Annotated in this window: 7 protein-coding genes; 3 read left to right on the top strand and 4 right to left on the bottom strand. The window is 55.1% G+C overall.

The features are described from left to right. Positions 1–394: 394 nt before the first annotated feature. Together K0F75_RS11555 and K0F75_RS25745 are read right to left on the bottom strand one after the other, a co-directional pair. Entirely contained in the window at positions 395–4909 is a 4515-nt protein-coding gene (locus K0F75_RS11555; RefSeq protein WP_219061977.1) for an NACHT domain-containing NTPase, read from the bottom strand. Between the two features lie 186 nt (positions 4910–5095). Then, positions 5096–5236, bottom strand: coding sequence for a hypothetical protein (locus K0F75_RS25745; RefSeq protein ID WP_257604329.1), 141 nt, complete (start codon positions 5234–5236; stop codon positions 5096–5098). A gap of 906 nt (positions 5237–6142) precedes the next feature. Here K0F75_RS25745 and K0F75_RS11565 point away from each other — a divergent pair. The 3 genes from K0F75_RS11565 (at position 6143) to K0F75_RS11575 (ending at position 7547) form a co-directional block, all read left to right on the top strand. Continuing rightward, complete coding sequence (locus K0F75_RS11565; protein WP_219061978.1) at positions 6143–6787, top strand: hypothetical protein; 645 nt, start codon at positions 6143–6145, stop codon at positions 6785–6787. Between the two features lie 49 nt (positions 6788–6836). Then, on the top strand, positions 6837–7103 hold the full coding sequence (locus K0F75_RS11570; RefSeq protein WP_219061979.1) for a hypothetical protein: 267 nt from the start codon (positions 6837–6839) through the stop codon (positions 7101–7103). A 198-nt stretch (positions 7104–7301) separates the two neighbouring features. Next, positions 7302–7547 (top strand): hypothetical protein, encoded by a 246-nt coding sequence (locus tag K0F75_RS11575; RefSeq protein WP_219061980.1) that lies wholly within the window; start codon positions 7302–7304, stop codon positions 7545–7547. Between the two features lie 341 nt (positions 7548–7888). Here the strand turns inward: K0F75_RS11575 and K0F75_RS11580 are convergent, their stop codons facing one another. Both K0F75_RS11580 and K0F75_RS11585 read right to left on the bottom strand, forming a co-directional pair. Continuing rightward, complete coding sequence (locus K0F75_RS11580; protein WP_008071353.1) at positions 7889–8770, bottom strand: TIR domain-containing protein; 882 nt, start codon at positions 8768–8770, stop codon at positions 7889–7891. A 441-nt stretch (positions 8771–9211) separates the two neighbouring features. After that, positions 9212–13339 carry a helix-turn-helix domain-containing protein gene (locus tag K0F75_RS11585; protein ID WP_219061981.1) on the bottom strand — a complete coding sequence of 1376 codons (4128 nt, stop codon included), beginning with the start codon at positions 13337–13339 and terminating at the stop codon, positions 9212–9214. Between the last annotated feature and the right edge of the window lie 61 nt (positions 13340–13400).

Consider the following 13400-nt stretch of genomic DNA (forward strand, 5'->3'; position numbering starts at 1 on the left):
CAGACACGTACTTTTCTGCAGTGGAAACCGAAGCCGACTTTTTCAACACAATCGGCCGTTTTCAGCCTGTCGCGACCGACTGAAAACGACCGAGGTTGTGTAAAAACGTTTTAGCGCAGGGTTGAGGTACAAACCAGAACAAAAATCGCGTTCCTACGCAAATTTCAGGTCTGCTGATTAACCCAAGGACTGGCAGATTTTACGTAGCAACGCAGACTTTAAAACGGTGCTTGCGTTTTTACACAGCCTGGACCCATAGCAGTCGTACATGCCCCGTCTCCGCTGGGTGCCTGAGTGTCCTTCTAACCCAAACTAGTCAGGCATTTCGCCTACCTCTGTGGCTGTCGATGATAAATTTGATGCTCTGCTGGGATCGGTGCGAGCCTGCCCCCTTTTAGCTCACAAGCATTACGGGCGGCCAAGATTGCCCGGATGCGAGATCGGGGTGACGCGGTTCGCCCGTCGGCCTGCCATACTCCAAGCGCCATTCTTCAATTTGGCCGAGAAGCATGAAGGCAGACTTCCGTCGCTTCTCGTCCCCAACCGCCATTCTGAACAGCAGGACGCGCAGTTCATTTGAAGCGCGTGCATGCTGCGTGAAGACGTTGGAATTATGCCCATAGGGTCGTCGCTCGACGAAAGCACTTTCGAGTTGGTCCCAAATGCCATGCGGAACGCGTGAGGGCTTAGCGTCGTCGATCAGGTTCATATTTGCGGCAAGTGCTTCGGTTGTTCCGAGCCAACTCATTACCTTCGAGAGGACGTACCGATTGAGTTTCGGCAAATCGCGTTCGCACAAACTCCGCAGCCGCACCGCTACCTGGGGATTACGCTGGGCCAGATCTGCAAGCCGCGCAACCAGTGCCTCTTCATGGTGAGGACTGCGCGTCAGCACGATGCCGCGAATATCCGGATCGACAAATCCCAGAAGCAGCTCGCGCGCACGCGGCGTGTCGAGTACCGCAAAAGCATTGATGAAATTGTCCTCGCACTGCTCGAACGTCGATGAATCAGACGCGAGCTCATACAGAAGATCAACGACGACATCCGATCGGCTCTCGCCGAGAGCGGTGATAAGTTCTCGCAGCTCATAACCCCGGAATTTCCGCTTACCGAGCACATCTCGCATCTTGGCGATCCCGGCAGCTGGGTCGTCGACGAAAGGGCAAAGCGCAAGGACGCGGCGCAGAAGGTCTTTATCTGAATCCTGCATCCATTTCTCTGTACGCTCGACCATGGAATCGAGGAGGGCGAACGCGGTGGTAGCGGGTAAGACGACACCCGCCATCAACAGGCGCTCGGCGACGTCGAGACAGGTGTATTGGTCCCATTGGCCCGGTATAGCAATCACTTCGAGCACCTCTGACGCAGAACCGCGGCCGTCAATTGCGGCAAGCGCCTTTGCAAGATCTTTCAGCCCTGCAATGGGTTTTCCGTCTTGACTCTGCTCTCGCAGGCGCTTGATTTCGGTATCAAGTGCGGCGGCGAATCGTGTGCGCCGCTGGTCGTCGCCGGACGGCGCATTGCGACCTTCGCGTGCGGCCCACATCAAGTCGTAGCGGAACGTCCGGTCGAAGAAAGGCTTCGATTTTGGCACGAATTCGCGTGCCATCGCAGCGGCGGCTTCGGAGCGGTATTCCGGCTCGGCAAGCAGGTCAATGAGCACCTGCTCGGCACCGACCGCGTCGAGATGCATGATGGCGGTGATGTGCCATCCTGCGTAGCTCATAGTTGCACCATTGCCGAGAGAGCCGCTGTCGCCGCCTGCACTCACGGTCCGGCCGCGGCGTACACGCCCAATGTCGGCGCGAATGAGCCTCACCAGATCCGCCATGTCTTCGGGCTTGCCGGTTTGGGCAATCGACGAGGCCAGGTTGGCTTTCTCCTCACCGTTGAAATCGTCCTGGCGCAGGACGACATCAACGCTGTGTTTCAAGTAGGTGCAAAGGTGTGCCTTCAGGTCGTCGTCCGTGATGCGGAGCGGTTCCTCGTTCGATCTTGCGACCCTGCTCAGCAGGCCAGCGGCGACTTTGATGTCGAGCGGATCGACGCTTGTGACGGACGAGAGAATGCCTGCCGCGGCGATGTCGTCGGGGAGGTGGCGAAACACGGTTTCCAGTTGGCGCATTATCTGCCACTCGAGTTCGTGCCGCACGCTGGACTCTCCATCCACCTTGCGCCGCAGTTCGCGCAGTTTCGTAAACACGCGCGCCGCAAGGGCCGCATCTGCACCTGCGGCAATGATGGAAGTCATACCGCCGAAGCGCCCGTTCTTAAGGTCTTCGGATTCGAGGCGTTGCAGGTATTTCTCGACGAGGCTGTCGGGAATGACAGTTGCAAACGGCAACCAATTTTCGTGCTCGTAGAGGACGCCTTCGGCGATCTGGACGGCCACCCACTCACTCACCCAGGCGGGATCGGTTTTGCGCAGATGTTCGAGCGCCGGCTGGATGTAGTGCGGACCCAGATTGCGCATATCGCCGCCGGACAACGCCGCCAGTGCATCCTTGATGACGCCATCCATGTCTGTCTCGCCAAAATTGATCAATTCAAGCGCGGTTCGCAGGCGGGCGGGATGGTCCGTGGTGCTCGCGATGAATTTCCTCATCGCCACTATAGTTTTGGGCCTGAGAGCCGCGGGTATGCGATCGGCATTTTGGCGCGAGACGTCCTCGAATGTCTGCTCATCCATCGACTCGAGGATGCGCGTCAGCGCGTCGTCAGACGCGGTCCACATGAGGCCTGAGACCGCGGCCGTCTTCACCGCGACGCTTTTATCCTCGGTAGCGAAGGCGACGATCTCGTCGTCAGTACGATGATGTAGCAGCTCGGAGACGAAATCCGCGCGTACCTCGTCGCTCCAGCCGCGCAACTGTTTCTGCCAGTTCGCTCCTAACGAGGAGACATGGATGTCGGGCCAGAGCCGGTACGTACTGAGCCGCGTCTGTTGGTCTTGTTCAGATAGAAGCGGCACGATGAGGTCGCTGAAGTCGTCCGCGCCGGTAGCGAGCATGGCGGCGGTGGCATACTGCTTAAAGCTGCCGTCGCCGATCGTGTAGAGGGCGCGAAGACGCTCGCCGACGGATGAGCGAACTTCACTCCAGACGGCCGTGCCGCAAAGCTGCGCAAGCTCGGCGGCGAATACGGGGTCGACGGCGAGTGCCATCGCCACCAGCTGCCCGCCGACGCAAATTTTTTTCCTGTCAGCTTCGCTGTCGCCGGTCTGTTCTGCAAACGTCTCGGCGATCATGCGCAGGGGTTCGTCCCATCCCGGATCGTTCACGTAGTCGGCCATAAAGCAGCGGATCGCCTCTTGATCATCGCACCGCAGGTCGAGAAGCAGCGCAGTCACGTCGAGCGCAGCGTAGTACTCCTGAAGCTGCTGATGCTCGAATTGAAACGCCGTTTGTGGGTAGTCAACGCGCTCAAGGACGTGGTGTGCTGTGAGCATCGCGAGGATCGTCGGTGCTCCCACCGGATCGATCTGGCCACCGTGTGCAAGCTCTCGTACAACGGTAGCAACGACAGCGCGGGCATCAGCCTCGGGCAATGCCACCGCGCCGCGACGGGTCATCTCGGTTGCGATGGCCTTCAGGTAGTCCTTTTGCAGGCCGAAAATTGGTGCTGTCTGTAGCGCGTTTCTATGTTCGTCGCGTCGTTCTTGCAAACGGAGAACTTGGTCTAGAATTCCGATTTTCGTAGAGGGAATTTCGGCGCCAACTTCAAACAGCGAAGCGACTTCCGAGAGGATGAATGGCGTGCGGGTCAGCTCGTCGAGCGACGGGTCGGCATCGATGCGGTCGCGAAGCTCGGCGTCTTTCGCGCCAAGGCGGGCTGCTAGATAAGCGCCGCGCTGCGTAGGCTGCAGGCGCAGCAACCGCAACCGTATAGCGCCGGGCAGTGGCGGTGTTAAATGGTACGTGCGGGTTGCGACAATGATGCCCGCGCTTGGAAAATCCCGTTCGAGTTCCCGGAGTGCGTGGTTCGCCTGCGAGGAATTCGAATCTGCAATTTCGTTCCAGCCGTTCAACAAAAACAGGAAAGGTTCCGTTTGCTGCACGCGCGCGAGGTCGGCGGCCGTGAGACCTTCTGCCTGGAACGCAGGCATGCCAGCAATGTATTCGAGAATTCCCTGGTGCGAGGACGTCCACGCTGGAAGTTCCACGATAAGCGGGGTGCCGGCAGTACGTACGCGCTGCGCGAGCTGGATTAGTGTCGTGGTTTTTCCGCGGCCGGCTGGCCCTTCGACGACAATACGGCTGCTTTGCAATAGCGCCAGGTCGATTTGCTCCAGCGACATCACGTCGGCAGAATCCGCGCCGTTCGGGTCAAGCCGCACTGCTGTCAAATCGATGAGCGGATGCCCTTTTGTCTTAGCTGCCCAGGTCCGTGTGACAGCATTGGCTGCGCGCCTTGCTCTTTCAATGAGCTCAGCGAGCAGCGGTTCAACATTGGTTTCAAGGTGGAGGAAGCTCGCACGGAGCGAGGCGTTCTCCGGCATCATCATCTGCGTGATGATCTCCTCGCGCTCTATGATGTGAAGTTCGACGCCGTGGTCTTTCTGAACTGCCTCTTCCCACCGCTTTCGGTCGGCGTTGCCAACTTTGGCGGACGTCACGAAGAGGAGCTTGCCGAGGTCATGGAAGTTCTTCTTGGCGGTTTCAGCGTCGTCAGAAATCTTCTTCAGTGTTGGCGTGATCGAGGCGGCGAGCCCCTTGCCAATGCTATCCGGCGTCAGACTTGCAGGCGCGTAGGCATCAAGGCCGAAATCCTTCTTCCGCTGGCGGGCGATGAGTTCAGGCCAGCGTTTCTTGCCCAGCACAATTGCCAGCCCCTGAAAACGCATCCCCTCCTCTTGGGAGGCGAACTCATCGAGTGCCCTTTCGATGTCGGTTCTCAGGATAGCCATTCGTAGACCGCGCTGCGTACTGAAGGAATATGGGGGAATATGCCACGGCTTACTCGGCCATTCTACGTGTCCGGCATGCCTCTACCATCCCCAGTGAGCTTTCTGCAGACTGTGAAGCCTACTCATGGGACCGACCGCTTCTGGCTGTGGATTCAACCGATCGATGCGACAGATTAGCAAAATCGGTCAGTAGACTTGTTCCTCAGATACCGTTTGACGACCGCGCTGTTCAAACACGACTACCACACCTGGATAATATTTTTCGCTCAGCGAATAGTGCTGATTGCCCAACTGCGGAAAGACGAAGGCGAAGTCGGTACGTTTCATGGATATTCCCAAAAAACTAGGCTGATCGGCAACCAGGCCTTGATCGCCTGCTCAACCTTTATCGCACACACTGTTGCCTCGCCAGCTTCTTTGATCACAACTTCGTTCATTGGAATAGAGGGAACGATAAAGGTGCCAGCGAATCGACGATCCGCCTCTCAGTTACTCCAGTCCCCAGAGTCCTCCCAGGCCTTTCGCATTGCACGATCAGAAAAGGTGTACCCATCGGAACGAGCTCCGATCGACTGCACCGTCTGCTTCGCCTCAATCGCAAAGCTCGTGTCCGGGGACTGCACATAGAGATCACAACGACCGTTGCGCAGCGAGCCACTATCGACACCTGGCTCAAGGGTGCGATGACGTTTCATTGTCGAAAACTCTTCCAAGACATGCCAATTTTTGAGGGTCCATGCCGCACCAGCCAATACACTCAGGGATGCCCGTTCGTTGTACCATCAAGGGTTATCACGCTCATTAGCAGAGGTGTAACGTACGACTGCTTTGACCCACGCGCTAAGGAGGATTTCGAGCTCCTCATCACCTCCCCCAAACCTCTATTCCTTTAATGGTTTTCGCTTTGCTCACCGCCTTGCCCCCAGAAGAAAAGGCACAAACAAAACGGCAATCGCACAATCACAAGCAGCGGGGATTAAGCGAAAGTACGCGACCTAGTGAATCCGTTATCAGTGCTGACATTGACTCATTTGGCGGCTCTGCGTGGCCAACCGAAAACTGGCGTCGGAGAAACTGGAGATCAACAAAGCCGTGCATCACGCCGACTTGTAGGTCTATTGGTTCGCTGAAAATGATTTTTTAGCGTTGTATAATTTATTTCTATTTGAAGGTAGCCATATGACCACCTTCAGCCGAATGAGTGTCCCGGCGGGCCTCTGCCAAGGATGCCAGATGAAATCTCAAATCAGAAAACTTTCAACTATGGCCGACCGTTCGATGCAAGAATCTAACTTCACTACACATAGCGACCCCCAGTCTAATAGAAATTTCCTGACACTTAGACATGTCGGAAGTGCTTTTTTATTGTTAATTGGAGCAGGCTTTACCTTCCTTCAAATTCACGATTCCGGTTATAACAAGGGGAAAAGTGAAACTCAAACTCTAGTCGAAACATACAAAGTACGACAGGAAGATGCTGAGAAAGCGACAAAGGTCGCGCAACAAGAAATCACCTCATTAAAACTCGAACTGCAACGTGCCGTAGAGAAATTCGCCCCAAGAGAAAAATCAGTTCCAGACGTAGCTTTTATTGAGAAAAAGTTAGCTGAACACTCCAAGCAAGGCATAAGCCTTTCCCTTGAGACGGGTCAGACGAAATCTCCTTTTGATGATGGCCTCTACATTTCTCTAGAGAGCATAACTTATATTGGGTCGCCACCCACTCATGTTGCGACCTTAACATTGGGGCATTCAGGCAAGCAGAACCTTCGCATTGAGAATGCAGCTGTGGGTTCGGTTACGAATTACGAGGGCTATGAAATTAGAATCATGACCACGAGCACTTTTTCCATTGGTGTGCAGGTCGAGAAAAAGTAAACTTTAGTCGAATGTCTGACGTAGATACTTTTCGAGTTCATGTGCCGCTTTGACCGATCTCGGCACCCTCTTCAATGCTGGAATCATTACGTCCCAACGGAATGAGCAGGCATTGGAAACGAATGCGGCCCTCCACGAAGGGCATATTGGGTCGGTTGTTGCCCTTCGTGACGGACAGCAATCGGCCGATTCTGTTGAAAAAGTCGGATTTTCAGCTCGCCTGAACTCAGGCACGACCACCACCGGAGAACCTACTCACCACATTGAGTGGTTTCTCGGCCCTTCGTTGACCTTTGCTGCTCTGTTATTGGGTTAATTTGAGGTTTTTTGCTTCGTGCAGGCGCACCTATCCCGTAGCAGGTGGCCCTTGAGATGTAAGTTTGGCCAGACACCGGAGGTTCAAGCACATCGAGCCACCGACCATTTTCCCATGGCGTTAAGTTAACCAATGTCTGCAATGGGTTGTGGATTCAACCGGCTACGCTGTCTGAACCAAAACCCGAACGAGGTATTTATGGACCTGTATGTAGCAATTTCAATTGATGAAAGCAGTTATGCGGGCGACCTGTCAAAATTGGACTTGCCTGCGCTGTTGGCTAAAGCACTCACCGAAAAGCTGGCTGGCGAAATTGATATTCCGTCTGCCGGAGTGCTCAAGGTGCAGGCGGTGACGGCGGTCTACAACAACTGGCCGCCAAAGCCAGGCTCACAGCAGAGTCAAATTCCCCAGGGCGGCTTTCAGACGTCCGTGCGCAGCTGACTGCGCTCACCTCCTACACCATGGTTGCGCTCAAACGAGCACGACCATACGCCAATTGTGCTGGAGTATTTCGGACATTGCGCCCCAACCCCGTGTGTTTACGGGGTTTCACCTTATATTTCGAACGCATGCATAAACGCATGATTGGCATTGAATGGCATCGTTTGGCGTACGGTTTGCCCCATTTTCGCCCCCCCCCAATCTCCGCTTCCGCTAGCTCAAGCTCAAGCTCAAGCCAGGCAGGCCTAACGATGGCCAAATAAATACAATCTATAGGTAGCGTTCGGGCAAGGCAGCCATCCAGATATTCCTATTAAGTCAAAGGTTGATTCAAACACCACTCACTGCCAAAGCTTATTCGCATCAAATTCCAACTTCGCGGCTTTGAGCTCTCGGACCAATTTTGTTTGCCAGCCTTCTCCCGAGTCCATATCGGTATAGATAACACCGTATAGGTCTGAAGGAATTTCCACATGCCCTTTTCGAAGTAGACAAACACGCCCTCTGCCGAGCTTTCCGGCAAAGAATCCGAGCTCAAAAATTACATTTTGTCGAGCCCTAGCATCCGGAGTGTCCGACTTCGCAGATCCACCCAGATCGTCAGGAGTTAACAATACGACTGCAAAGCCTACATCGGCCGCCGAAGCCTCAAACTTCTCGATGATAGTTCGGCCCTGATCCGGTTGCTCTTTGAGAATTATGGCCTCTAAGCCAAGCTTTTCTAGAAAACGAGCCAGGCCTTGCAGGGCTGCATCATCGTGACCATGCACCACGAAAACACGACGCGATAATGCTGAGGTGTCGGTACTAGCTAAAGACTCAGGTTCCGTGGCTTCCTGAAGGTATGCAAGGTCTTCCGTCAATGCGCCTTTTGCGGCTCTCATCAGTGCGATTGATCGAGTAATGTTCGCCTTGGTGGGGCCTTGGTAGTCAACTTGGCGAGAGTAACCATCCATCGCTATTGTCATTGCCACGTACTGCAGTTTTGTAGCCGCAGCATAGCGTTGGTAAGCGGACGTATTTTCGCCAAAGGCACGTTCTAAGGTGGCGGCGATAGAAGTCGATAGTGCAGCCAGCTCAGGGGTTGAGCGGATCACTATTTTGATATCGAAATTTTCCAGCTCGCTGATTCTGTCATCGATGCGTTTGATGGCCCACTCGATCTCACGAGCAGAAAGCTCCAGCTTGGGTGCAACAGTGGCGGGCGGTTTCGCTCGGGCCATGGGGGTCGTCCTTATATGCTTGGAGGGACATTATCACTGATAGAAAAGCGGACGCATAAGTTGTGCATTTGATTCTGGTTAGCGCCAGTTAGGATGTAACTCATTCGCCCGCTTCGGGTCCAGGCTGTGTGAAAACGCATGCACAGTTTTGAAGTCTGCTTTGCTACGTAAAATCTGCCAGCGTTTGGTTAGTCAGCAGACCTGAAATTTGCGTAGGAACACGACTTTCGTTCTGATTCTGACTGCCAAACGTGCTCTAAAACGTTTTCACACAGCCTAGGCCGAACGCGGTCATCGGCGTGACTTGCACTGAATTTCACGCGCGCCCGTGGACCGCCCCAACCCATTAAAAGCGGCATTTCCGTATCACGGCCAAGGCGGATTGCGGCCTACGGCGGCCCTAATTTTGCCCTAAAACTTTCCCGCCCCTATTCGCCCAGGCTAGTCATCTTCATCCTCTAGAGCTTCCTTTGATTTTCGTTGACGTGCTATGGCAACGCGCGCGCCCTTGAGTAGTTCGTCGTACAGCTCAAATGCGGGCTCGGCGCGGCTGAGTGATGCGAGCATCTTTACGCAGTGCTGCTCTTGCCGGACATCCTCCAGAAACGGCTCACCGGGTACTCCTCCTCGCATACCAGAGTGTACTGAGGCCTCGATTGATGAGCGAATATCAGCTAGCGCGTCTTCGCCAATGAGTTCTGCCGCGTTGAGGATGTCCCGGATGAACTTTGGATGATCATAAATGAGGGTTGGCTGGCTATCGAGCAGTACTCTGGCTACGAGCCTGGCATGAGTTTGCGAACCCGACGACATCCACGCAAGGAGTAGGTCAAGCAGTAGTTCGTCGTAGTCGCCGCAGAGGCCGGAAATTGCCTCGCCAAAACGCTGCACCCCCCGAGTATCTGCCGGTTCGTTGAGCGCCCAGTCAAGAAGCTCTCTTATCAGACGTGGCCCAGCCTCAAGACTCATGAGTCTAAGGCTGTTTTCGTTACGCTCTTTGCTCAGGGGCTCATAAGACCAGTCGTTTCGACGCGTCGCCTCGATGAGACGCGCTTTAACCAGCGCGACGACAGCGGCGGGGTCTTCTTTGATTGACGATGCGAGGAAGGCCTGGACCCAGTAGTCATCAAGCTTCTTCAATACTTCAAGCTTCTCCAAGAGCTCGCTTCGTCTGCCGACGACATCACACTTCGGAATGGTTTTTCCGCCAGCGATCCACATGAACATGTCGTGAGTTGCCGCAGCGTTAACTTCGAAATCTGCCAAGCAAATGAGTTCGACTGCCAGAGCTGGGCTTCTATCAGCTACCTGGCGCGTAAGGTTCGACGCGACGAACAGCACACTCGAGTCCTTAGACTCAAAGATGCGCCTGAATAGGGTAACTTCTTGGGGAGTGTAGGGGCGTGATGGTTCAAATCTCGCGTATGCCTCAGCGAGTTGGGCCAATACCTCGGCGGAACCCTCTGAGCGAGTGACGTAGTCCATTACCAAACCCGAGTTTCCGGTCTCAACAGCCACGCTCAGAGCTTTGCCTACATACGGGGCGAGTTGACCGACTTGGCACTCGTTGTTTCTACGGAGCAATTCGATAGCAAGACCTGGCACGAAACTGAGCAGATGATTTACGAGCAGGAAGGGAGAGCCATATCCCCCGGGAACTACGTTCACAATGTCTTGCAAACAGTCGTGCAACTCATCGAATAAGCTCCCTGCATCAGGAAACTCAGCCACTAACTCAGTCGTCAGGAGTTCACGGTCGCTCTCATGCCCCTCGCGTTCAAGCGACTCGCTGAGTTTCCATGTTTCCGTTCCCCAGCCGTCGATAAGCGCCCGGACGAATCGGGTCCTCAAGTCTCGGTGCAACAAAGCCATGATGGCGCGAGCCTCGTCAGATGTCTCCGGCCAGCCGCGAAACGCATGCCAGGAAATGGACTGTGCTAGTCGAACCAGTACTACGGGCGATACGTGTACTTCTTGCAACACGACCTGAAGCTCCCGCAAGAGGTTCTGGTGTTCTCGTTTCCATTCTTGATCGGACGTGTCGCCATGCATTGGGCCACGCAAGGCTTGAGCCATCGTCTGTGCTGCGAGAAACGCTTTTCGGGGCGGCCCTTCCCGCAGGTACTTGAGCAGTGCTCCGGTTACCTCATCCCTAACGATTTTTGCCGCTTTCAAGGAAAGCTGGTACCGGGTGATAGTGAAGGTCGAGCGTGAATAACTCGTCGCCTCAATCTCAGTGCCCAGTGCTCCCTCAAGGATGGTGAAGGGCGTGTAAACCGAGTTGAGCGAGGCAGGCCTTTCCAGAAGCGCGAATGCGAAGCGAATAACCTCGCGCACGTATTCGACCGGCTTGTTCAACTGAAACGTAGCCAGTTCCTTGAGGATGCGAATGCCATGGCCTGGCTGCTGATTTAGCGCGCGGGCATCGCTGCGGCCTGCGGTCCATAGGAGGTGACATGCTTCTTGGACGTGGTCGTACGTATATGCTGCATTGCGCACCATGTTGCACACAGCCGAGCTGTCTCCATGCTTTTCGGCGATGAGCCGCTTCGCGAAGTCCAGCGCAAACCTGGGCTGGTAGTAGGCAACGGCCTCCACTGCTTCTACGTGCGGATTGTTGTACCTGCCGCCCCAATACAGCTTGGGGCTGAGACTGGTCAAAAGCGCGCTGTCGTCTGTTTTTCCTTCGCGTAGGCGCCAGTCCAATCGTCCGAGATTGACGAATAGATGCTTCAGCTGGTCTGCACCCGCGAGGTCGAAGACTTCTGTAACGAGCTCGTTAGCTCTGCCATCCGCATTGAGAAAGTTCGAACGAATGATTTCATCCGCCAGCAGGTCTGGAGCAAGCCTCGAACGAACCCCGCGTTTGAATAGAACTCCAGCTTCTCCTAACAAACGCATCAACCGACTGGCATCTGGCGCCTCAATCTTTTCGACCTTATACAAGATGTTGAGCAGACCCGGATCGTCCGGAATGATGGGTTGAAGTAGCGCGATGACCCGTAGGACGGCCCTCAGCTTCGCAACATCCTGCCCCGAGACTAGGGTGACAGCAATGACGTCCTGAAGGCGCGACAACACATAGGTTTGAAACTCCCCCGAATTGCCCAGTAGCGTCAACGGCACATCATCGCGTGCGACCAACTGCGCCGCCAAGACAGTGACCAGCGGCGTCGTGTACGTTGCGCGGGCAATTTCGGCAGCGGCTGCCAGAGGGCGATTGCACTCGGCGAGAACCGATTCAGCCAGAGCTTGCGCTTCATCTCGCGTCTGCTGATGCATATCGACAAATTGGACCAGCGACCCCAACAGGCTTACGTCAGCCGCTTGAAGACGCAGCGCTTCCTTTCCGTAGGGACGAAGCGATAGAAGCAACCGCGTTCTATTGTCCGGCACTGCCGCGTGTCGAAGGAGGATGCCGAGGTCTTCACGCTCGTGAGCATCATCGACAACAAGCAGCGTCACACCGCCGAGGCTGTCGCGCAGTTTGTCCAGGTGGTGAGCCTTGACGTCTTCGGTCGGCGACACAAATCGAATTTGCAGGATGGTGCTATCCGCTAGTTGCTGAGTGACTTCGCGAAGAACACGACTCTTTCCGAACCCAGGCGCCCCGACGAGGCAGGTTAGGAGTACCGACTCGTCTCGGACGTAGTCCACAACCTGTGAAACCTCTGCGTCGCGACCAACAAGAGCCCAGGAATGGTTGAAGAAGCGGTCAGGTACTAGGAACGGTTTGAAGAAGGCCTCTAGAGTCTGAATGGGTCCGGGCTCATCAACTCCTAGTAGGTCTAGGCGCTGACCGCTGAAGTAGCGATCGACCAGGTCCAGGCGGTCGGACATCGCGAGATCATGAAGCTTTCGGGTGATGTCCTCTCGGTCCCACAACTCCCAGTCAGTATGCACAGCTAATGCATCGCGTGCCCTTGGGCTCGCGACGCTGGACAGCAAGAGTACCTTTAGGTCCGCGATGAAAGTCTGCTCAGCCACCGCGGTATGGACCTTTTGGGCGCCAAATTCATTGACACGCTTGCACTGAAACGAGTGGGTCCCGAATGAACCGGTGGCGACGATGTCGATGCCATGTTGCTTATGGCCTGTGCCCCCATAACGATGAACTTTGCCTCCACTAGGCCGGTACAGGCGGTCCAAAAGGGCAGCACAGAAGCTTTCGAATGTATCTGGGTACAGCGCAGAAAGGGGCAGCGCGCGGTCATGAGAGGTGGCCGTTTCAATGCGAAGGTCTGCTGGCGCCGCTTTATATCCGGCGACCACAAGGAGTTCGTTTTCCTTGGCTCCAACCAGCTTCTCCAACGAGGGAATGTCATTAGAACGTGGGCGGGCAACCCCTTTCTCCCATCGACTCACCGACTGCTGGGTTTTTCCGAGAGCTGTCGCCAGATCTTGCTGCTTTGGGAATCCCGCCGCAACGCGGAGTCGAACCAACAGTTCGCCAAATGCTGCATAGGGTACCGACTTGGGGGTTGCTTTCATTTTTTTGTACCAGTTCATGCACACATAAAAAAGTGTACCACAAATAGATGTTTGCACCACGCCACCAAAAACCTTCACACAGTCCTCAGCTCGTCGCCTCAGCCTCGCCTCATGAGCGCCTCTCAACTACTGTACATTC

Origin of the sequence: Pseudomonas sp. UMAB-08, assembly GCF_900095225.1 — a bacterium.
Taxonomy (GTDB): domain Bacteria; phylum Pseudomonadota; class Gammaproteobacteria; order Pseudomonadales; family Pseudomonadaceae; genus Aquipseudomonas.